Source organism: Nonomuraea sp. N2-4H (assembly GCF_045291505.1).
GTDB classification, from domain to species: Bacteria; Actinomycetota; Actinomycetes; order Streptosporangiales; family Streptosporangiaceae; genus Nonomuraea; species Nonomuraea fastidiosa.
Map to the genome: position 1 here is coordinate 8186025 of NZ_CP147987.1, position 20836 is coordinate 8206860.

General features: G+C 70.3%; 18 protein-coding genes and 2 pseudogenes. 11 read left to right on the forward strand and 9 right to left on the reverse strand.

Annotation, left to right across the window (positions count from 1 at the left end; all coding sequences use genetic code 11):
* The first annotated feature begins 160 nt into the window (after nt 1-160).
* Nucleotides 161-501: pseudogene (locus WBK31_RS37885) on the forward strand (chorismate mutase).
* Here the strand turns inward: WBK31_RS37885 and WBK31_RS37890 are convergent.
* From WBK31_RS37890 to WBK31_RS37910, 5 genes are all read right to left on the reverse strand, one after another.
* Nucleotides 494-1072, reverse strand: a complete 579-nt coding sequence (locus WBK31_RS37890) for a dienelactone hydrolase family protein (protein ID WP_364063667.1) — start codon at nt 1070-1072, stop codon at nt 494-496. The pseudogene WBK31_RS37885 and the gene WBK31_RS37890 sit on opposite strands and share 8 nt — an antisense overlap.
* A 65-nt stretch (nt 1073-1137) precedes the next feature.
* Complete coding sequence (locus WBK31_RS37895) at nt 1138-1890, reverse strand: MauE/DoxX family redox-associated membrane protein (RefSeq protein ID WP_364063664.1); 753 nt, start codon at nt 1888-1890, stop codon at nt 1138-1140.
* A 10-nt stretch (nt 1891-1900) separates the two neighbouring features.
* Nucleotides 1901-2506 (reverse strand): cell wall protein, encoded by a 606-nt coding sequence (locus tag WBK31_RS37900; protein WP_364063661.1) that lies wholly within the window; start codon nt 2504-2506, stop codon nt 1901-1903.
* A 14-nt stretch (nt 2507-2520) separates the two neighbouring features.
* Nucleotides 2521-2970: a hypothetical protein gene (locus tag WBK31_RS37905; RefSeq protein ID WP_364063658.1), complete on the reverse strand. Its 450-nt coding sequence runs from the start codon at nt 2968-2970 to the stop codon at nt 2521-2523.
* Nucleotides 2971-3294: 324 nt separating this feature from the next.
* Nucleotides 3295-4482, reverse strand: coding sequence for a trypsin-like peptidase domain-containing protein (locus WBK31_RS37910; protein ID WP_364063656.1), 1188 nt, complete (start codon nt 4480-4482; stop codon nt 3295-3297).
* A 336-nt stretch (nt 4483-4818) separates the two neighbouring features.
* On the opposite strand from WBK31_RS37910, the gene WBK31_RS37915 reads away from it, so the two are divergent.
* The 6 genes and pseudogenes from WBK31_RS37915 to WBK31_RS37940 all read left to right on the forward strand — a co-directional run bounded on the left by WBK31_RS37915 (nt 4819) and on the right by WBK31_RS37940 (nt 11539).
* Nucleotides 4819-5490, forward strand: coding sequence for a hypothetical protein (locus tag WBK31_RS37915; RefSeq protein WP_364063653.1), 672 nt, complete (start codon nt 4819-4821; stop codon nt 5488-5490).
* A 448-nt stretch (nt 5491-5938) separates the two neighbouring features.
* Nucleotides 5939-7168: a trypsin-like peptidase domain-containing protein gene (locus WBK31_RS37920; RefSeq protein WP_364063650.1), complete on the forward strand. Its 1230-nt coding sequence runs from the start codon at nt 5939-5941 to the stop codon at nt 7166-7168.
* A 197-nt stretch (nt 7169-7365) separates the two neighbouring features.
* Nucleotides 7366-9480, forward strand: coding sequence for a PQQ-dependent sugar dehydrogenase (locus WBK31_RS37925; protein WP_406673962.1), 2115 nt, complete (start codon nt 7366-7368; stop codon nt 9478-9480).
* A gap of 20 nt (nt 9481-9500) precedes the next feature.
* Nucleotides 9501-10400, forward strand: a complete 900-nt coding sequence (locus WBK31_RS37930) for a sugar phosphate isomerase/epimerase (protein WP_364063646.1) — start codon at nt 9501-9503, stop codon at nt 10398-10400.
* A 417-nt stretch (nt 10401-10817) separates the two neighbouring features.
* Nucleotides 10818-10997, forward strand: a pseudogene (locus WBK31_RS37935) (glycerophosphodiester phosphodiesterase family protein); the annotation flags it as partial.
* A gap of 77 nt (nt 10998-11074) precedes the next feature.
* The gene (locus WBK31_RS37940; RefSeq protein WP_378785647.1) at nt 11075-11539 is read left to right on the forward strand and encodes a glycerophosphodiester phosphodiesterase; all 465 of its coding nucleotides are present in this window, start codon (nt 11075-11077) and stop codon (nt 11537-11539) included.
* Between the two features lie 58 nt (nt 11540-11597).
* Here WBK31_RS37940 and WBK31_RS37945 read toward each other — a convergent pair whose 3' ends face one another.
* The 3 genes from WBK31_RS37945 to WBK31_RS37955 all read right to left on the reverse strand — a co-directional run bounded on the left by WBK31_RS37945 (nt 11598) and on the right by WBK31_RS37955 (nt 14861).
* Complete coding sequence (locus WBK31_RS37945) at nt 11598-11813, reverse strand: AraC family transcriptional regulator (RefSeq protein ID WP_364063640.1); 216 nt, start codon at nt 11811-11813, stop codon at nt 11598-11600.
* A 435-nt stretch (nt 11814-12248) separates the two neighbouring features.
* Nucleotides 12249-13589, reverse strand: a complete 1341-nt coding sequence (gene gdhA / locus WBK31_RS37950) for an NADP-specific glutamate dehydrogenase (RefSeq protein ID WP_364063637.1) — start codon at nt 13587-13589, stop codon at nt 12249-12251.
* A 126-nt stretch (nt 13590-13715) separates the two neighbouring features.
* Entirely contained in the window at nt 13716-14861 is a 1146-nt protein-coding gene (locus tag WBK31_RS37955; protein ID WP_406673963.1) for an FAD-dependent oxidoreductase, read from the reverse strand.
* 52 nt (nt 14862-14913) lie between these two features.
* On the opposite strand from WBK31_RS37955, the gene WBK31_RS37960 reads away from it, so the two are divergent.
* On the forward strand, nt 14914-15387 hold the full coding sequence (locus WBK31_RS37960) for a MarR family transcriptional regulator (RefSeq protein WP_364063632.1): 474 nt from the start codon (nt 14914-14916) through the stop codon (nt 15385-15387).
* An 828-nt stretch (nt 15388-16215) separates the two neighbouring features.
* Here WBK31_RS37960 and WBK31_RS37965 read toward each other — a convergent pair.
* Nucleotides 16216-17151 (reverse strand): alpha/beta fold hydrolase, encoded by a 936-nt coding sequence (locus WBK31_RS37965; protein ID WP_364063629.1) that lies wholly within the window; start codon nt 17149-17151, stop codon nt 16216-16218.
* Nucleotides 17152-17331: 180 nt separating this feature from the next.
* On the opposite strand from WBK31_RS37965, the gene WBK31_RS37970 reads away from it, so the two are divergent.
* The 3 genes from WBK31_RS37970 (at nt 17332) to WBK31_RS37980 (ending at nt 20822) form a co-directional block, all read left to right on the forward strand.
* The gene (locus tag WBK31_RS37970) at nt 17332-18486 is read left to right on the forward strand and encodes a sensor histidine kinase (RefSeq protein WP_406673964.1); all 1155 of its coding nucleotides are present in this window, start codon (nt 17332-17334) and stop codon (nt 18484-18486) included.
* Nucleotides 18483-19142, forward strand: a complete 660-nt coding sequence (locus WBK31_RS37975) for a response regulator transcription factor (RefSeq protein WP_364063623.1) — start codon at nt 18483-18485, stop codon at nt 19140-19142. The genes WBK31_RS37970 and WBK31_RS37975 overlap by 4 nt, the downstream gene beginning before the upstream one ends.
* 117 nt (nt 19143-19259) lie before the next feature.
* Nucleotides 19260-20822 (forward strand): amidohydrolase, encoded by a 1563-nt coding sequence (locus WBK31_RS37980; RefSeq protein ID WP_364063621.1) that lies wholly within the window; start codon nt 19260-19262, stop codon nt 20820-20822.
* Nucleotides 20823-20836 lie beyond the last annotated feature (14 nt).

Sequence of the window (20836 nt, forward strand, 5' to 3'; positions counted from 1 at the left end):
CCGGCTCTGCGGAAGAGGTTGCGCGTCCGGTCGGCACGTTCGTGTGTGGCGGCGTTGCCGTACGGGGGCGGTGGGTGGGAATCTCTCCCTCAGCGAGCCACGCCGCTTGTCAGCCGGCGGTGGGTAGGATTTCCCCTTCCAAGGATGAAAGGGGATATTTGTGGAAAAAGCCTCGGAAAATCGTCCTGATCAGGAAGCGTACGTACGCAAGGAGCTGCAGCGGCTCCGCGACAGCATCGACAACCTCGACGCCGCCCTCGTCCACCTGCTGGCCGAGCGGTTCAAGTGTACGCAGGAGGTCGGCCGCCTCAAGGCGGAGTACGAGCTTCCCCGGCGGACCCCGAGCGGGAGGCCGCGCAGATCCGCCGCCTGCGCGCCCTGGCCGAGCAGTCGAAGCTCGATCCCGTTTTCGCCGAGCGTTTTCTGAATTTCATCATCGCCGAGGTCGTCAGGCACCACGAGCTCATCGCCAGCAACCGGGCGGCCGCCCGCGCTACCTGATTTCGCCGAGGAAATCGAGCACCCGCTCGGTGAGCAGCCCGGCGGCGGCCCGATCGTAAGAAGGCAGACCCGGGTCGGCGAAGTTGTGCCGGTCGCCGGGATAGAGGAACAGCTCCGCGTGTGCGGCCGACCCCACAAGGGCCCGCGCCGCGTCGAGGTCGCCCTCACCGGCGAAGATCTCGTCGGCCTCCATCCCGTGCACCTGCACCGGCACCCCCTGCGGCCACGCGTCGCCGAACTCCGTGACGGGCACGCACGCGTCGATCAGCACCGCGCCCTTCGCGCCCGCGCGCGTCTGCGCGAGGCTCTGGGCCGGCAGCACCCCCAGCGAGAACCCCACGTAGACCAGCTCGGCAGGCAGGTCGAGCGCGGCGGTCCTGCCACGCTCGACGATCGTGCCGAAGCCCGCCTTCTGCGCGTACGCCACGCCGTCCTGCAGCGCGTCGAAGACCTGCCCTTCGTACAGGTCGGGCGTGTGGACGGTGTGACCCGCCGCCCGCAGTGTGGCGGCGAACTCGCGTACGCCCTCCGTCAGTCCGTGCGCGTGATGGAACAGCAGCACCTCGGCCACGCCGGCCCTCCAATCCTCGATCAGGTTTTCGAGTATCGCAGGCTGTGTGCGGCGGCGCCACCGGATCAGACCAGAGCCACCTTGACCTGGCGGGGGTCGTCGACGCCCAGCGGGATGGCGAAGACGGCCGTGCGGTCGCGGGCCCCGTACACCACGAAGCGGATGCCGTCCTCGTCCCACGTCTCCTGGACGTCCGAGGTGAGCTGGGCGGACGCCGAGCAGAACGCGGGGCTGCGGCGCAGCAGGTGCAGGGACGCCTCAAGCGGCACCCCGTCCGGGGGCGGCGCGGCCACCAGGCGGACCAGGCGGCGGCGCAGCGGCGTGAGCCAGTAGCCGTCGAGCTCCGACGACAGCGCGAGGAGCGCCAGCACCTCCACGACGACGACCACGGCGACGACGGCTGCGGGAAGCGTGCCCTCGGGCGCGAGCGCCGCGAGCACGGCGGCGAGCAGCAGCAGCGCGGCGCGGGCGAAGGAGCGCACGTCCACGGGGCGCGAGTGCGTACCGAGGCAGCCGCAGGACGCGGTCGGCGCGGCGACGTGCGCGTACCCGAGGTAGGCGAGGAACCCGGCCGAGAGCAGCGCCGCCGCCCCCGCGTTCCACGGGTGGGCGGACGGCACCAGCAGCCCGGCCGCCACCGCCAGCTCGACCAGACCGACCAGCCGCAGCGCGGGGACCGCGCGCGCCGGGCCGGTGAGCCGGGCCAGGGCCGTGCGCCCGGCCTGTGCCCGCATCCGCCGGCTGAGCAGCTTCAGCAGACCTGCCCAGAGGAGGAAGGTAGCGATCACATACGGCTGCGACGCGGCGATCCCGTTCACGAACTGCCTCCTAGTGCGGGGAGAAGACCGTGGCGATGTCCACTTCGTTGGTATCCGGACGCCATGCGCCCAGGATCTGCACGTGCTGGCTGACGCGCAGCAGCGACAGGTCCGTGGTCGGCGGCCCGTCGGAGCGGATGGCGACGGACGTGCCGGCCACGACGTGGCAGAGCACTTCCTGCCCGTTGTGATCGAGGTGGAGCGTCTGGTCCTTGATGTTCGTGATGTGGCCCTTGATGTTGACGATGTTCAGCCACACCGACTCGGCGGCCAGTACGCCGTCCGGCATGCGGACGCCTCTGGCGTACAGGCCGTCGCCCGGCTTGGCCGCGTCGAACCCGACCGGGCCGAGCTTCCACAGGCTGGTGCCGTTCACCACCCTGATCGTGTGCAGGACCATGTTCGAGCCCAGGACGAGCATGGTGTCGTCCTTGATCGAACGGATCCTGCCCTCGGCGAAGTCGGGGTCGGGCGCGCCCGGCTCGACCTTCTGCTTGGTGGGGGCGGTGGCGGCGAAGGCCGCCTCGGGGCCGAGCGAGCCCATCGCGGTCGCGGCGACGACGCTCGCGCCGCCACCGAGCACGGCCGACTTGAGCAGGTCTCTTCTGCTGCGCATGAGTACCCCGCCCTTCAGGCCGTCGAGATCTCGACCGGCCGCAGGCCGGAGGAGAGGCTGGCGATCTGGCTGTAGGCGGCGGGCGTGAGGTCGATGAGCCGGTTGCTGGCGCAGGTCGAGCCGCAGCAGCTCCGCTCGCCGCAGAACAGGTCGGTCTGCGGGCCGCAGTCGGCGATCGCGGTGACGACGCTGCCGCCGCCGCACAGCGAGGTGATGCGGTGGCGGAAGCCGCACGTCCGGCGCGACAGGCTGACGCCGCAGCGGTCGGGACGGGTGATGGACCAGCACGCGTCGGAGGCGTTCGGCCAGGCGTGCTGCAGGTTTCCTGAGTTGCAGGTGCCGCAGGCCCCCTTGCCGGTGCTGCTGCACGGGCCCCAGGCGGTGCCGCAGCAGAACCAGGAGACCTCTCCTTGGACGGGGCCGAGTAAGTCGGCGGGCGGGTCGGTGGCCTTGCTTCGCGCCATGCGCGTCCTCCTTGGGTGCGCTCGTTGACGATCTCTGCGGGGGGTTGAAGGTTTCCGACTCGATCTATGAGTACCATGTAAGGATTTTTCGTCAATGCCCTGTTTTTCGGATATTTTTGAGGCTTGTGGGATTTAAGTGACTGGTGTGATTACGTGACGATCTTGGGTGTGACATGACGCGACGGTGACGCCCGCCCCGAGCGCGCGCGTCACCGTCACCGCCCCAGGAGCACGACCACCGTCCCAGGAGCACGACCACCGTCCCAGGAACAGGACCGCCGTCCCAGGCCGCCGTCCTTGTCCGCTTTCGGTCAGGGCCGCCGGTCAGACCGCGTCGGCGCTCTCGGCGGCCCGGTAGACGGCCATCGCCTCGTCTCCGAAGAAGGGTCCGAACATGAAGCCCGGCGCGAAGTTATAGGTGAAGCTGTTCACCGAGTTGAGCGAGCCGAGCCCGGTGGCGGGGTCGAAGTTCAGGAACCAGGGCCCGCCGCTCGACCCGCCGGTCATGTTGCAGCGCAGCCCCTGATCCTGCGTCATGACCGTGTCGTTGAACACGCGCCCGCTGCAGTAGATCAACCGTGCCCCGTCGAACGGCTCCGCCGCCGGGTACCCGAAGGAGAACATCTGCTGCCTCCTGGCCTGGTTGAACGCCACGCCCTGCCCGCCGACGACGTCGGTCAGCGTCTGCCCGTTGAGCGGCGCCACCACGACGGCGGCCACGTCGAAGTTGATGTCCTCGCGGGCGTTCCACTGCTGGGTGGTGAACATCCTGGTGCCCACCCACGTGCCGAACGGCCGCCGGCCGTTCTCGAAGGCGGGCACGAAGACCCAGTTGCGGTGGGCGGCGCCGTTCAGCTTGACGCAGTGGCCCGCGGTGATGACGACGCTCTCGTTCGCGCTGGTCACGGCCGTGCCGGAGCAGGAGGAGTTGCGTCCGTCCGCGGTGGTGAAGAAGACCCGGCCGGTGGTGCGGACGACGGCGCCGCCGTCGGTCCACCGCAGGCCGGGGCTGTTGTTGACGGCGCTGCGCTGCTGGTTGCCGTTCCCCTGACCGCCCGTGCCCTGGCCACCGTTGCCCTGATTGCCCTGGCCGCCGCTGCCTTGACCGCCGTTGCCCTGGTTGCCCTGGCCTCCCGTGCCCGGGTTGCCGGTGCCGCGGTTGCCCGTGCCCTGGCCGCCGTTGCCGTAGTGGCCCGTCCCCTGTTGGGCCGACCAGGTCGTACGGCTCCCGGCCGAGCCCCGCGTGGGCCGCGCGGACCAGGGGTTGCCCCGCGACGGCCCGCGCCACTGGTTGCGCCGGGGGGCGGGGGCGTTGAGCGGCTTGGCCGCGAGCATGCGGTTGGCGGTCCAGTACTGCGAGACGGTCCTGCGCTCCGACCAGGAATCCGTGGCGGTCCACGTGGCGGGCCGCCGGAAGTCCGGCCCGCCGGCGGCGTTCGCGGTGCCCATGGGGGCCAGGGCGCCCGCGAGGGCGAGCGCGGCGGCGGAGAGCAGGGCGACTCTGCGGTGCATTACGTACCTCCCGAAACCCGGTAACTGCCGTAGGGAGGTACGTACGGTGCGAACGATGTTCCTCAACGCCTGCCCAAATGGATATACCGACATCACGGGACGAAGGCGACACATCGCGCAGGGTGTCATATGGCACGCATAGGCCGAGGCGCTAATTTTTCTTTACTGAAAAGCCATTCGCAGTTGGTGCTTTTCACCGATTCTTTCCGGGTGTGGGATATTCGGCTGCGGCGTGGCGTTGTCATTCGGCTCGCGGCAACTGTAAGCATCGTACCGGTCTGGCGACCATGGGTCGTATTCCGAAAGGAACGGTAAATGCTCACCCCAATGAGAAAAATGGCGAGGCCGGCGGTGCACGGGCTGCTCGCGGTGGCGCTTGCGGTCACCATGGCACCTGCGGCGAGCGCGGATAACCGCGACGACCACCATCTGCGCAAGTTCAAGGGCATCCACAGCGACAGGGGCTTCCACACCGGCAGGAAGGACGAGGACGGCGGCCGTAACTGCAGGCCGCACACGTTCTGGCGGATCCACAAGCTCTCGCCGCGCAACTTCTTCGTGCCCCGCACCCGCTTCATCGACGGCCCTGGCGGCTCGATGACGGTGTCGGTCACGCGCGAGCACGAGGTCCTCGCCTTCCTCGAAGCCGAGAACGAGAAGACCAAGACGCTGGAGAAGACCTTTACGCATGACGACGAGGACGGCACCCCCGACACCAAGTCGGTGGTGGAGAGCCTGCGCCGGCTCGGCCTGCCGCACCTCGAAGAGCGGCACATGGTCTTCACCGGGCACGAATACACCCGGGAAATCAGCCCGGGCAAGTACGGCAACATGTGGTACCGCGTTTTCGGTTACCGCATCGGCTGGTCGGCCTGGAACGTGCTCGGCACCTGCGAGCGCCACAGGGTCGCCACCGGCATCGCGAACGTGCCTTCCCGCGTGGAGGGCTGGCGTTACTGGGAGACCAAGCACCCGACGTTCAAGGGCCGCAAGCTCTCCAACAAGTAACCGGATTTCGCAGGTCAGGGTACTGGCCGAGCGTGGCGGGTATGGGGGCTTCAGTCCGGCACCGCCGGACGCGCAGCCGTCCGGTGTGCCGAACCCCACGGCTTCCACGAGGGGGAACGATGGCCATACAGCGTTATCTCGGACTCAGAGCCTTCCGCCTGCCGTTCGCGCCCGAGCCCACGCCGGGCAACGGGGGCGACACCTACGGACGGGCCCGACGGCGCCGACGGCGCCGCCGCTGATACGCCGAGGGACCGTCAGGAGATGTGAGGGTGTCGAGAACTCTCACATCTCATCTCTTTTTCCGGGCGGATTCTTCCGGGCCCGCGGCTTGCCACCAGCGGTGATAAGGCCGGTATCAGGGGGTGCGAACGCGCGCGATCCCCTGCTTAGCCGGTGTTTACGGATCAGCGCGCACGCTTGTGTCATCGGGACCTGAGGAGATGACATGAGCGCGAACGAGCCGAGCGAGCCTCGCACCGACGGCTGGAGCCAGTTCGGTGCGACCCCACCGTCCGCCGGAGGGTTCACCCGGCCGATCCCTTCGATGCCGCCGCCGCCACCGCCCGCGCGCAAGCACGCGTTCACGTTGACCCGCAAGGCGATCGCCGGGCTGGCGCTGGCCGCCGTCGCGGCGCTGGGAGCCGCCGCGGTGGGCGGCGGGGCCGTGGGGGCGGCCCTGGCCGGAGGCGGCACCCCGGTGCCGGCGGCGACCGCCACGCCGAACACGCCGAGCCCGGTCTTCCGCACCGCCTCGGACCAGTACACGGTGGCCGAGGTGGCGGCGAAGGTGCAGCCGTCGGTGGTCATGATCCAGGGCCGTACGAGCGAGGGCTCCGGCGTGATCCTGTCGGCCGACGGGCTGATCCTCACCAACAACCACGTGGTGTCCGGGCAGGACAGCGGACTGACGGTGAAGTTCAACGACGGCAAAATGGCCAAAGCCACGGTCGTCGGCACCGACCCGGCCACCGACCTCGCCGTGATCAGGGCGCAGGACGTCTCGGGCCTCGCCGCGGTGGCATTGGGCGACAGCGACCAGCTCAAGGTGGGCGACGACGTGCTGGCCATCGGCAGCCCGCTGGGCCTGGACGGCACGGTGACCGCGGGCATCGTCAGCGCGCTCGACCGTACGGTGACGGCCGGCAGCGGCCCGCGCGACCAGCAGCTCCCGCCGGGCTGGGGCGGGCGGGGGCAGGCCGAGGAGGTCACCACGCTCGGCGGCATGATCCAGACCGACGCCGCCATCAACCCGGGCAACTCCGGCGGCGCGCTGGTCAACGCGGCAGGCGAGCTGGTCGGCATCAACAGCGCGATCGCTCCTGAAGGCGTCAACCTGGGCTTCGCGATCCCGGTGAACACCGCCAAGCACGTCTCGGAGCAGCTCGTCAAGAACGGCAAGGTGACCCACGTCTACCTGGGCGTGAGCGTGACCGACGCGACCGGCGACGTGCCCGGCGCGCTCATCCGCGACGTGACCAAGGGCAGCCCGGCCGACAAGGCGGGGCTGAAGGAGGGCGACCTCATCACCAAGATCGGCGAAACGCCGGTGCAGGGCGGTGACACGGTGGTCGGCCAGGTGCGCGGGTTCAAGGTCGGCCAGCAGGTGCAGATCACGTACCAGCGCGACGGCAAGGAGTCCACGGTGACCGTCACCATGGAGGAGCAGAAGAACTGACGTTATAGACGATCCCGATCGCCCCTTGCTCCGGCAGGGGCGATCGCGTTGTCGTACGCCTTTCTCACTTAGTGCGATCGGGGGCGGGAGATACGCGGGCGGGCGTGAATTAGGCCCTCCTCGATCGGCGTAACTCGGGTTACATTCACGTTAATTTGCCCTCTCTTATCCACCCGAGTAGACCGAAGGAGAGAGGCGTGAGAGCGAGAACCATGATCGCGGTGCTGTCCGCCGCGGCGATGATCGTGCCGTTCGGCGCGCAGTCCGCGGCGCACGCCGAGACGGCGGCCCCACCGCCGGACGACCAGTTCCAGAAGGTGACGCTCAACGACCATCCGGGCGAGCCCATGGACCTCGCGGTCTTACCCGACAACCGGGTGCTGCACACCACCAGGCGCGGCGAGGTCTGGTTACACGACCCGAAGACCGGGCTCAACACCCTCGCCGCCAAGCTCGACGTGTACCAGCACGACGAGGAGGGGTTGCAGAGCATCGCGCTCAGCCCGGGCTTCGGGAAAGGCTCCAAGAAGGACGACTGGGTCTACCTCTACTACTCGCCTCCGCTCGACACCCCCGTCGACGATCCCGCCACCCCTGACGTCAACGAGGGCGACGCACCCGTCACCGGCACCCCCGCCGACTTCGCCCCGTTCAAGGGCCTGATCAGGCTGTCACGCTTCCGCTTCACCGGATCCACCATCGACCTGCGCTCCGAGCAGCGCATCCTGGACGTGCCGGTGGATCGCGGCATCTGCTGCCACGTCGGCGGCGACATCGTCTTCGACGCCGCGGGCAACCTTTACCTGTCCACCGGCGACGACACCAACCCGTTCTCCTCCGACGGCTTCACGCCGATCGACGAGCGGCCGGACCGCAACCCCGCGTTCGACGCCCAGCGCAGCTCGGGCAACACCAACGACCTGCGCGGCAAGATCCTGCGCATCAAGCCCAAGGAGAACGGCGGCGGCTACACCATCCCCAAGGGCAACCTGTTCCGGCCCGGCACGAAGGGCACCAGGCCCGAGATCTACGCGATGGGGCTGCGTAACCCGTTCAGAATCGAGCTGAACAAGAGGACCGGCGAGCTGTATGTCGGCGACTACTCGCCCGACCAGCAGCAGGCGGACCCGAAGCGCGGCCCGGCGGGCACCGGCAAGTGGACGATCGTCCGCAAGCCCGGCAACTACGGCTGGCCGTACTGCGCGACGGCTGAGCTGCCGTACGTGGACTACGACTTCGCCACCGGCGAGTCGGGTGAGACGTTCGACTGCAAGGCGCCGATCAACGAGTCGCCGCACAACACCGGCCTGCGCGAGCTGCCGCCGGTCACCCAGCCCGACGTGTGGTACTCGTACGGGCTGTCGCCGGAGTTCCCCGAGCTGGGCACCGGCGGTATCGGGCCGATGGGCGGGCCGGCGTACGACATCCGCACGGCCGACACCAAGGGCCGCGACTCGGTGGCCTGGCCGAGCTACTACGACGGCGTGCCGCTGCTGTACGAGTGGACCCGCGACTACGTCAAGGCGATGCACCGGGACGGCCGCATCGAGAGCGTGCTGCCGTCGATCGTCTTCGACAACCCGATGGACATGGAGTTCGGCTCGGACGGCGCGCTGTACGTGCTGGAATACGGCGACGGCTACTTCAGCGAGAACCCGGAGGCGCAGCTCTCCCGCATCGACTACATCGGCCGCACCGGCAACCACTCGCCGATCCCGGTGGCCGCCGCGTCGGTGACGGACGGGCTCGCGCCGCTCACCGTCGACTTCACCAGCACGGGCACCAGCGACCCCGACGGCGACCGGCTCAGCTACGCCTGGGACTTCAACGCCGACGGCAAGGTGGACTCGCGCAGCCCGTCGGCGTCGTACACGTTCAAGGAGAACGGCCTGTACAACGCCACGCTCAAGGTCACCGACCCGAAGGGGCGGTCGGCCTCGACGTCCGTGCGGATCGTGGTGGGCAACGCGGCCCCGGTGGTCGAGCTGGTCAAGCCGGTGGACGGCGACCGGTTCAGCTTCGGCGACGTGGTCGAGTTCGAGGTCCGCGTCACCGACGACCAGCCCGTCGACTGCGCCAACGTGACCGTGGACTACATCCTCGGCCACGACGACCACGGCCACCCGCAGACCACGGCCCGCGGCTGCACGGGGTCGATCCAGACCACCGAGCCGAGCGGGCACGACCCGGAGAACGACAACCTCACCGGTGTCTTCGTGGCCACCTACACCGACCCGGGTACCGGCGGCCTGCCGCCGTTGACCGGCAGCGCCCAGGTCGTGCTCCAGCCCATAGCGCCGGCCACGAATTAGGCGGACTCAGGAGGACCACTATGTGTTACGGCTACGGCCCCAGCAGGCGTTCCCTGCTCGCCGCCGGGTTAGGGCTGGGTGCGGCGGCGGTGGCCGCCGCGTCGCCCGCCGCCGCGGCGGCGGTGCACCCGCCCCGCCATCACGGCGAGCGGGTGCCGCCCGGCAAGATCAGCATCCAGCTCTACACGCTCCGCGACGACCTGAGCAAGGACTACGACGCCACGCTCCGCTACGTGGCCAGGGCCGGATACCCGAAGGTCGAGCTGGCGCTCGGCTACTTCGGCCGCACCGCGCGCGAGCTGCGCCGCTTCCTCGACGGGCTCGGCCTGCGCGCCAGCTCCAGCCACGAGGACATCAGCTCCGACGCCGCCGGGCTCGAAACGAAGATCGAGAACGCGCTGACGCTGGGCCAGAAGTACATGGTCGTGCCCTATCTGGCATCCGACAGCCTGGACCAGTGGAAGGCGTGGGCCGAGCGGATGAACGTCGAGGCCGAGGCCGCCCGCAAGGCCGGGCTGCGCTACGGCTACCACAACCACGCCCACGAGTTCACCACCGACCTCGGCAACGGGGTCACCCCGTGGGACGTGCTCACCTCCGAGCTGGACCCGCGCCTGGTCCACCTGGAGATCGACATCTACTGGGCGGTCACCGGCGGCGTGGGACGCGGGGAACGCGACCCGGTGAAGTTCGCGATCGACGTGATCCGCAGGGCGCCGCAGCGCGTGCTGCAGTACCACGTCAAGGACCGGCACCTCGACGGCGACATGGCCGACCTGGGGACGGGGACGATCGACTTCCGCCGGGTGTTCCGCGCGCACCGAGTGGAGGAGTACATCGTGGAGAACGACACCCCGGACGTGACGCCGCAGCGTACGGCGGAGGTCGGCTACCGGTACCTGCGCGAGCTGCGCTACTGACCGCGTGACCGCGTGACCGCGACGGGCGCTCCGGCGTGCGGGCGCCCGTCGCGGTCGTGCAACCTGCGGCCTGCGGGCGCCCGTCATGGTCTTGCGGCCGGCGTCCTGCGGGTGCCTGTCGCGGTCTTGTAGCCGTCGCCTGCGGGCGCTTGTCGCGGTCGTGCGGCCGGCGGTCGGCCGGAAGGCGCGCGGTCAAAAGTTCGTACGGATCTTTGCGACACGCGCGGAGGAAACGGTCATTCCCCCCTTAGTGGGAACTTCTCTGGCACAGCAATACCGGGGGGAGTGACCATGTATCGCTTTCTCGGCGTTCTCGCCGTTTCAACCGTGGCGGGCCTTGGCGTCGTGCCGGGCCCCGCCGCCGTCGCCGCGCCCGTCGTGCCGCCCCACGTGGACACCATCGCCCACCGGGGCGGCATGGCGAAGGCACCGGAGAACACGATCGCGGCCTGCGCCCTGGCCAGGAGGCAGGGTGCGGACGTGTGCGAGTTCGACGTCCAGCAGACCAAGGACGGCAAACTCGTGCTGATGCACGACGAGACGCTCGACCGGACCACGAACGTCGAGAAGCTCTTCCCGGAGCGGGCGCCGTGGCGGGTCTCGGACTTCACGCTGGAGGAGATCCAGCGGCTCGACGCCGGCTCCTGGTTCTCCCCCGCTTCCGGGGCGAGGGCGTGCCGACGCTCGCGCAGGCCCTGCGCTCGGTACGCGGCACCGGCACCCGGCTGCTGCTGGAGATCAAGCACCCGCCGGACCGGCCGGACATCGACCGCAGGGTGGCCGCCGAGCTGCTGGAGACGCGTGACCTGTGGGGCGACGGGCGGCTCGCCGTGCAGGCGTTCGGCTGGCAGTCGATGCGGGTGCTGCGCGCCATGGTGCCGGGACTGCCGATCGCGCTGCTCGGCCGGCCGCACGAGGCCCGCCTGAGCGAGCTGGCCCGCTACGCCGACGGGCTCACGCTGGCGCACAAGCAGCTCACCCCTCGGTACGTCGAGAAGGTGCACAGGCGCGGCATGCGGGTCTACACCTGGACGGCGGAGAAGCCCGCCGTGCTGCGCAAGCTGATCTCGTACGGGGTGGACGGCATCATGACCAACCACCCCAGGCGGCTCACGACCGTCAAGCGCGCGCTGCGCTGAGCCCCGCCGTCGTCCGCCGGCCGGTCGCCGGCGAGCCCGCCAGCACGCTACAGCGCCTTCACGCCTGGCAGGACGCGCGGCACTCGGTGGGGCTGGCGCCGTAGAAGCGCTTGAACGCCGTGCTGAACCCGAACGCGTCGGCGTACCCCACCCGGCGGGCGACCGCGGCGACGGTCGAGGCGGGCTCGCCCAGCAGGTCGGCGGCCAGCGCCATCCGCCACTCCTTCAGATACGTCAGCGGCGGCATCGCCGAGGTCGCCGCGGTGGCGCTCACCGAGGACGGCCACCACGAGCAGGTCTACACGCTGTCCGGGCCGCGCGGGCTGACGTTCGGCGAGGCGGTGGCGGCCATCGCCAAGGCGTCGGGGCGGTCCATCACGTACGAGACGGTGACCCCTGAGCAGTACCGCGAGGAGCTGCTGGCGGAGGGCGCGTCGCAAGAGGCGGCGGAGGAGCTGAACGCGTTGTACGCGAAGATGCGCGGGCCTGTTCGTCGAGCCGCGCGACGGGGTGCGGCGGGCGCTCGGCCGCGATCCGATCGACTTCGGCGACTACGTCGCCCGTACGGTGTCCGCCTGGCGCTGACGGGCGCGTTTTCAGGCGGAGGGTCAGGTGGCCGGTGGACCCGGACGTCGTTGGCCGGGTCGGCCGGAAAGAAGAAGGCCGGTTGGATCAGGCCCGTCAGATCAGGCCCATCAGATCAGGCCCGTCAGATCAGGCCGAGGGCGAGCATGGCGTCCGCGACGCGGCGGAAGCCGTCGATGTTCGCGCCGGCCACGTAGTTGCCCGGCATGCCGTACTCGTCGGCGGTGGCCAGGCAGCGGTCGTGGATGTCGCGCATGATCTCCTGCAGCCGCTGCTCGGAGAACTCGAACGTCCAGGAGTCGCGGCTGGCGTTCTGCTGCATCTCCAGGGCGCTGGTCGCGACGCCGCCCGCGTTGGCCGCCTTGCCGGGCCCGTACGCGATGCCCGCCTCCTGGAACACCTTGATGCCCTCGGGCGTGGTCGGCATGTTGGCGCCCTCGCCGACCGCGATCAGGCCGTTGGCGACCATGGTGGCGGCGTCGTGGCCGGTGATCTCGTTCTGAGTGGCCGACGGCATCGCCACCTCGCCGGGCACCTCCCAGACGCTGCGCCCCGGCACGAACGTGGCGTGGGGGCGGCGCTGGGCGTACACGTCGAGCCTGGCTCGCTCCACCTGCTTGATCTGCTTGAGCAGGTCGAGGTCGATGCCCTTCTCGTCGAGCACGTAGCCGGAGGAGTCGGAGCAGGCCACGACGACGCCGCCGAGCTGCTCGACCTTCTCGATGGTGTAGATGGCGACGTTGCCCGAGCCGGACACCACGACCCGCTTGCCGTCGAACGACGTGCCGCGCGCCTTCAGCATCTCCTGCACGAAGAAGCTGCAACCGTAGCCGGTGGCCTCGGTGCGCACCTGGGCGCCGCCGTAGACCAGGCCCTTGCCGGTGATGACGCCGGACTCGTAGCGGTTGGTGATGCGCTTGTACTGGCCGAACAGGTAGCCGATCTCGCGGCCGCCGACACCGGTGTCACCGGCGGGCACGTCGGTGTACTCGCCGATGTGCCGGTAGAGCTCGGTCATGAAGCTCTGGCAGAACCGCATGACCTCGCCGTCGGAGCGGCCCTTGGGGTCGAAGTCGGAGCCGCCCTTGCCGCCCCCGATGGGCAGTCCGGTCAGGCTGTTCTTGAAGATCTGCTCGAAGCCCAGGAACTTGACGATCCCGAGGTAGACCGACGGGTGGAAGCGCAGGCCGCCCTTGTAGGGGCCGAGCGCGCTGTTGAACTCCACCCGGAAGCCCCGGTTGATGTGCACCTCGCCCTTGTCGTCCGTCCATGGGACGCGGAAGATGATCTGCCGCTCGGGCTCGCAGATCCGCTCGATGATCTTCGATTCGGCGTACTCGGGGTGCTTGCCGAGCACTGGGCCGATGCTTTCGAGGACTTCGCGCACCGCCTGGTGGAACTCGATCTCGCCAGGGTTGCGGCGCAGGACGTTGTCATAGATCGCCGACAACTTCTCGTGCAACACGTACTCCAAGCTCACAGGGGTTGTGGCGGACACCTCACTGTACGGGGAAGTGAGTTGTGAGGAGCACGCGGGGCCGTCGAGTTCAGGCCGCGGCGATCGACGGCCCCGCACAGCACCCGGGCGGCCTCACAGGCTGACCTGGTAGCGGTACATCCAGGCCAGCGACTCCTGGCCGGCGCTCTTCTTGAGGAAGAACGGCATCATCAGGTCGCGGATGACCCGCACGATCGGCCCCGCGGCCTTGCTGTTGCTGATCGTCCTGGAGTACGCCACCACGCGCTCCGCCCGCGGCCGCCGTTCGGACTCGAAGCGCTTGAACGCCTCCTCGTGGTCGCCGCTCTCGCGCAGGCAGCGGGCCAGCACGATCGCGTCCTCGATCGCCAGCGAGGCGCCCTGGCCGGAGCTGGGCGAGGTGGCGTGCGCGGAGTCGCCGGTGAGTAGCACCCGGCCCCGGTGCCAGGTCGGCAGCTCGGGCAGGTCGTAGATGGGCAGCCCAGGGCCGACGTCGCTGCGCCTGATGAGGTCGGCGGAGGCGTTCGCGTCCCGCTTGAAGGCGTCGACCAGCACCGGCTTCCAGTCGGCCTGCACGTCGCCGAGCTTGCGCGGCAGGTTCGCGAACCACCAGGTTTCGCCGGACGCCGCCACCGTGTAGCCGAAGAAGGCGCGCTTGCCGAACACCATGTGGTACGTGCCGGGCTCCCCGGCGAGGCCGGACTCGGCGACGATGCCGCCGAAGCCGTACAGGCCGCTGTAGCGCGGGGACGGGGCCTGCGGGTCGAGCACCGTGCGGGTGCGCGAGTGCACGCCGTCGCAGGCGATGAGCAGGTCACCGGTGGCGCGGCTGCCGTCCTTGAACACCGCCGTCACCGCGTCCGGCTTCTCGTCGTAGAAGGTGAGGCGCTTGCCGTACGTGATGGGGATGCCGCGCCGCTCGGCCTCGTCGCGCACGATCCGGTAGAGGTCGGAGCGCAAGATCGTGTGGCTGACCGTGCCGTCGTCCAGCTCCAGCCCGTTGGCCACCTCGCCCAGCCGCTTGCCGGTGCCGCTCCACATCACCATGCGCGGCGTGGGGATGCCGGCTTTGAGCACTTCGTGGTGGGCGTCGAGCACGCGCAGCGCGGCCAGGCCGTTGGAGGCCACGTTGAGGAAGGATCCGACGTCGTCGGCGCCGCGCGCGTACGCCTCGTAGATCTCGGCGTCGATGCCCACCTCGCGCAGCGCCATCGCGGTCACGGGTCCTGCGATGCCACAACCTATGATCAGAGCCTTCATGGTGATAACCTTTCGTTCGGACGAACGAAATAATAGGCAAGGGTGGCGAACGGTGTCGAGAGATATTTCGGAGCGACGAAAGAGTCTGCTGGAGGCGCTCACCACGGCCGGGCGCGAGCAGAGCAACGCGGCGGTGATGTACCACAGCGCGCTCGGCGAGCGGCTCGGGCTCGGCATGACCGAGGAGAAGACGCTCGACCTGCTGCAGCGCCTCGGGCCGCTCACCGCGGGGGAGATCGGCCAGCACACCGGCCTCGCGCCCGCCACGGTCAGCGGGCTCATCGACCGGCTGGAGGCCAAGCAGCTCGCCCGGCGCGTACGCGACACCAAGGACCGCCGCCGGGTCATCGTGGAGATCGACCACGCCCGGCTGGCCGGCTTCGCCGAGCTGTTCGAGCCGTTCGTGACCAGGCTCGCCGAGCTTTACGACCGGTACACCGACGACGAGCTGGAGCTCATCCTCGACTGGGTCACCCGCGCCACCGCCGCCCAGCGCGCCGCCATCCAGGAACTGACGGAGGAGTGATGCGCGCCGGGGGTGCGTTGTCCGCGCCCCTGCGGCAACTCGCGTATTCGCCATACCCCCTGCGCGCCGGCTCGCCCCCTGCCCCGTGAGCGCCGGCCGCGACCCCGCCGCCGGGTCTCGGGCTCAGGAGGTGGGGAGGGCGGAGGCCAGGCCGGCGGCGCCGCTCGGCCGCCAGCGCCGCGTACGTGTCCTTCGCCTCCTGATCCCCGCCGGGCGTGGCCGTCAGGCGGGCCGCGTCGTCCTCGGCGGGCTCCGTAGCGGTCAGCAGGTCACCGCCCGAGTAGCCGGCGAGCCGGTGCGGCGCCCGCACGTCGAACCAGTACGCCCCATTGCGCACCCACCCGATTCCGGGCCGGCCGACGTTGACGACGTCCATGCGCACCGCCGTGTCGGGCACGCCGGACGGTGGCGGGTAGGCGACGGGCCCGGTCGTGGGCGTCTGTCGTCCCCAGGGCAGCGGCGGCAGGGCCGGGGGCTGTGTGCCGGTGACCGGCTGCGCCGCTTCTGCGCCCGCGTACAGCGCGTGGCCCCGTACACACGGAACGAGGCGCGTGCCCGCCGCAAGCCCCTGAGAGCGGCGGGGCACGCGCCCCGGTCTGGCAGCGCGCCCGATCTGGTGGCGCGCCCGGTCTGTGGTCCGGCCGCTACGGGCCGATCGGATGTGGCCGGTTCGGACCGGCTGGTCAGGGATGGCCGTCAGGACAGGCAGGTCGGGGACGGCCGTCCAGGACCGGCTGGTGAGGGACGGCCGGTCAGGATCGGCCGGTCGGGGATGGCCGGTCAGGATCGGCCGGTCGGGGCAAATTCGGGTGGAGCAGACCCGGCTGGTCAGGACTGGCCTCCGGCGGCCTGCCCGGCGACCCGCTCGATGGACTCGACGGCGAGCTCGGGCTGGTCGACGTAGATGTAGTGCTCGCTCTTGTCGGCCACGATCAGCTTGCTGTTGCTGGACAGGCCGAGCCACTTGCGCTGGCCGGCGGTCCAGGCCTGCTCCAGCTTCTGCCCGTACTGGGGGATCGCCGCGAGGTACTCCTTGCCGTGCTTGAGCACCTCGACCGGGATGTCACCGGCGGAGCCGACCGGGCCGTCGGGCATGCTCAGCAGCTCCGGGTTCTGCCCCTTGAAGACCGCGAGGTTCTGGGCGCGGAGCTGGCCGGCCGGGCCCTTGGCGTTCGCGGGGATCGACTTCTCCATGTCGCTGAGCATGGTGGGCGGGGTGGCGTCCATGAGGACGACGCCCTTGACCCTGTCGGTGTGCTCGGGGGCGTACCGGCCGGCGAGCAGGCCGCCGAGCGAGTGGCCGGCCAGCACCACCGGGTGGTCGCCCGCGGCCTTGTCGAGCACCGCGGTCAGCACCTCGCCCGCGCTGTCGAAGGTCTGCGGGCCCTTGGGCTTGTCGCTGGCGCCCTCGCCGGGGCGGTCGTAGGAGCAGACCCGGTGCTTGGCGCTCAGCGTCTTCTGCAGGGAGGCCAGCTTGTCCAGGCCGTCACCCGCACCGGCCATCAGCATGATCACCGGCTTGTCCTTCTCGGCCTCGCCGGTGCAGGACACGTTCACCTTCACGCCCGCCACGTCGATCTTCTGGGTCCCGGTGAACAGCTTCTCTGCGGGCTCCGAGGACGTGGTCACCAGGGAGTCGAGCTTGTCCAGCTTGTCCAACTCGTCAAGCTTGTCGAGCTCATCGGGGTTGCAACCGGCGGCCGCCATGCCGAGCAGGGCGACGGCGACGGCGGTCAGGGCGGTCTTCTTGAAGGTGCGGAACATGGTGTCCTCCAGGGGCTTAAAGGAACGTCCTCGGCGTTACGTCCGTTACGCTACGGAATCGAGCACCCCTGAAGCGTCACCACACAGTGGACAATCGCCAGTAGCTCGCAAGGGGGACAAGCCGCCACGACTTCGCTCCGAATTGGGCATACCACCCCACGCAACCGCTAGGCTCGCCGGGTGATGGATCTTCGACGCATCGGGGAGGTCTGGCGGCGGAGCGACGTCACAGTACGGGACCTCCCCCTGGCGCTCCTGCTGGTCGTCCTCTCGCTGGTGCCCGAGTTCCACGGCAGCGGCACCTCGCTCGGCCTGCTGCCCAACCGCCCCTTCGACGTCTTCGCGCTCGTGGTGATCGCGCTGGAGGCCCTGCCGCTCATCGTGCGGCGGCGGCGCCCGGGCCTGTGCGTCACGCTGGTGGTCATCGGCTTCTCGCTCGACCAGGTCTTCGGTTACCACGCGGTGAGCAGCATGGCGCTGCCGCTCGCGCTCATCAACACCGGCGCCCACCTCGAACGCCGCAGGAAGCTCACCGCCGTCCTGCTCACGCTGGCGTACCTGGTGCTGATCTCCTGGCTCGAGATGCTGGGCTCGAAGGAGACGCCGTCGGACCTGGTGGTGTTCTACGTGGCGCTCGTGGTCCTGTGGGGAGTCGGCTCCTGGGTGCGCTCCACCCGCGCCGCCGAGGCCGAACGCCGCCGACGCATCGCCGAGGCCACCCGCACCGCCGAGCGCACCCGCATCGCCCGCGAGCTGCACGACGTCGTGACCCACCACGTCACCGCCATGGTCGTGCAGGCCGAGGCGGCGCGCTACCTCACCGCGGCCCCCGAGCGCCTCGACAGCGCGCTCGCCTCCGTCACCGAGACGGGCCGGCGGGCCATCTCCGACCTGCGCCACCTGCTCGACGTGCTCAACCCCGAGCACGAGGCGGACTTCACCGTGCCGTCGGCGAGCGACATCGGCGACCTGATCGAGCAGACCCGGCAGGCCGGACAGCCGGTCGAGTTCGACGAAGAGGGCAAACCATCCGAATCGGCGGGCAGTGCCGAGTTCGTCACCTATAGAGTCGTCCAGGAAGCTCTGACGAACGCCCTCAAGTACGCGCACGGCAGCCACACCGTTGTCCAGGTGCGCTATGGCGAGGAGGAGATCAGCGTGGCGGTCACCACCGACGGCTCCGGCTCCCGTGCCGCGGCCGTGGGAGGCAGCGGGCGCGGCCTGACCGGGCTCCGCGAACGCGTCGAAGCCCTCGGCGGTGAGTTCACCGCCGAACCGCAGGCCGGCGGCGGCTTCGCCGTACGCGCCGTCATCCCCACGGGGAGCGGGTCGTGACCGCGCCGATCCGGGTGCTGGTCTGCGACGACCAGGCGCTCATCCGCACCGGGTTCGCCACCATCATCGACGCGCAACCCGACATGGAGGTCATCGGCGAGTGCGGTGACGGCCGCACCGCGGTCGAGATGGCCCGCAAGCTCGGCCCCGACCTCGTCGTGATGGACATCCGCATGCCCGTGCTCGACGGCATCGAGGCCACTCGCCGGCTCGCCGGGGCCGGCGTCGAGGATCCCATCAAGGTGCTCGTCGTCACCACCTTCAACCTCGACGAGTACGTCTACGAGGCGCTCCGCGCGGGTGCCAGCGGCTTCCTGCTCAAGGACGCCCCGCCGGCCCAGCTCCTGCACGGCATCCGTACGGTCGCCACCGGCGCCGCGCTGATCGACCCGGAGGTGACCAGGCAGCTCGTCGGCAAGTTCGCCGCCCGCATCCGCCCCGCCGACGTCCAGGCCACCGAGCCCGCCCTGACGCCGCGCGAGCTGGAGGTGCTGCGCCTCATCGCCGACGGCCAGTCCAACAGCGAGATCGCCGCCACCCTGGTGATCAGCCAGGAGACCGTCAAGACGTACGTCTCCCGCATCCTCACCAAGCTCGACCTGCGCGACCGCGTCCAGGCCGTCGTCTACGCCTACCGCCACGGCCTCGCCTCCTGACGCCCGCCCGCCCGCCGGTGACCGAGCCGGGTGATGAGCTGGGAAAGCGCGTGTCTATAGTGCTTCCTGCCCTTTTCGCGACTCCTGCTGGGAGCGGCACTGAGAGGTCACCACCGCATGCTCGTCTACCGCAACGCCGCCATCCGCACCGGTGTCGCCGGCGCTCCCGCCGCTTCGGCCATGGCCGTGGACGGCGAGCGGATCGTGGCCGTGGGCACCGAGGACGAGGTGCGCGCGGCGGCGGGCCCGGCGGCGGAGCCGGTGGACCTCGACGGAGCCGCCGTCCTGCCCGGCTTCTACGACGCCCACATCCACACCGCCCAGTACGCCAACAGCCTCACCGGCGTCGACCTGCGCGACGCGCGTTCCCTGGACGAGGCGCTGGCCAGGATCGCCGCGCACGCGGCCAGGCTGCGTCCCGGCGGGTGGCTGTTCGGCGGCCGGTGGGACAGCAACACCTGGGACCCGCCCGTCCAGCCCGACCGCCGCGCGCTCGACTCGGTCTGCCCCGACCTGCCCGTGGCGCTGCCGAACGCCGACACCCACACCGTCTGGGCCAACACCGCCGCACTGCGGCTGGCCGGCATCGACGCGAGCACCCCCGACCCGGTGGGCGGCGAGATCGTCAGGGACGCGGACGGCGAGCCCACCGGCATCCTGCGGGAAGCGGCGGCGGCCCCGCTGCGCGCCCTGATGGTCTCCGGCGACCTGCGCGACCGCCTGCGCGCCGGCCAGGAGGAGCTGCTCGCGCTGGGCGTGACCAGCGTGCACGACATCGACGGCGAGGACTGCCGCGCCGCCTACCTGGAGCTGCGCGAGGCGGGCGAGCTGAAGATCCGGGTGCACAAGGCGATCCCGCTCGACCACCTGGAGGCGGCCATCGCCGAAGGGCGCAGGACCGGGGACGGCGACGACTGGATCCGGACGGGGCCGGTCAAGGTGTTCAGCGACGGCGCGCTCGGCTCGCACACCTGCCACATGCACCGGCCGTTCGCCGGCGAGGACGGCAACACCGGCATCGCGGTCACCCCGTACGAGGACCTCGTCCGCATCTTCCGCACCGCGGCGGCGGCCGGGATCGCGGTGGCCACGCACGCCATCGGCGACCGGGCCAACCGGCTGGTGCTGGACGCGTACGAGGAGATCGGACCGACCCCGGGCCTGCGGCACCGCATCGAGCACGCCCAGCACCTGAGGCCGCAGGACCTGGCGCGGATGGCCAGGCTGGGGGTCGTCGCCTCGATGCAGCCGGTGCACTGCACCAGCGACATCTCCCTGGTGGACGCGCTGCTCGGCGGGCACGACCTCGCCTCGTACGCCTGGCGCGGCATGCTGGACGCCGGCGTCGCGCTCGCGTTCGGCTCCGACGCGCCCGTGGAGAGCCCCGACCCGTTCGCCGCCCTGTACGCCGCGGTCACCCGCACCAGGCAGGACGGCACCCCCGAGGGCGGCTGGCAGCCCGAGCAGCGGCTCACCATGGCCGAGGCGATCACCGCCCACACGCTGGGCGCCGCGTACGCGGCCGGCGAGCAGGACCGCAAGGGCGTGCTCGCGCCCGGCATGCTGGCCGACTTCATCGCGGTGGACACCGACCCCTACCTGGAGGCGCCGGCGGCGGTGCTGCGCACCCGGGTGCTCACCACCGTCGTCGGCGGCGAGATCCGCTGGCGGCGATCCTGACAAGGAGTGCTTTC

Excerpts from the sequence above, each read along its gene's own strand:
- WBK31_RS37900 (WP_364063661.1), bottom strand. The coding sequence starts at position 2,506 with ATGCGCAGCAGAAGAGACCTGCTCAAGTCGGCCGTGCTCGGTGGCGGC.
- WBK31_RS37905 (WP_364063658.1), bottom strand. The coding sequence starts at position 2,970 with ATGGCGCGAAGCAAGGCCACCGACCCGCCCGCCGACTTACTCGGCCCC.
- WBK31_RS37910 (WP_364063656.1), bottom strand. The coding sequence starts at position 4,482 with ATGCACCGCAGAGTCGCCCTGCTCTCCGCCGCCGCGCTCGCCCTCGCG.
- WBK31_RS37915 (WP_364063653.1), top strand. The coding sequence starts at position 4,819 with ATGGCGAGGCCGGCGGTGCACGGGCTGCTCGCGGTGGCGCTTGCGGTC.
- WBK31_RS37920 (WP_364063650.1), top strand. The coding sequence starts at position 5,939 with ATGAGCGCGAACGAGCCGAGCGAGCCTCGCACCGACGGCTGGAGCCAG.
- WBK31_RS37930 (WP_364063646.1), top strand. The coding sequence starts at position 9,501 with ATGTGTTACGGCTACGGCCCCAGCAGGCGTTCCCTGCTCGCCGCCGGG.
- WBK31_RS37955 (WP_406673963.1), bottom strand. The coding sequence starts at position 14,861 with ATGAAGGCTCTGATCATAGGTTGTGGCATCGCAGGACCCGTGACCGCG.
- WBK31_RS37965 (WP_364063629.1), bottom strand. The coding sequence starts at position 17,151 with ATGTTCCGCACCTTCAAGAAGACCGCCCTGACCGCCGTCGCCGTCGCC.
- WBK31_RS37980 (WP_364063621.1), top strand. The coding sequence starts at position 19,260 with ATGCTCGTCTACCGCAACGCCGCCATCCGCACCGGTGTCGCCGGCGCT.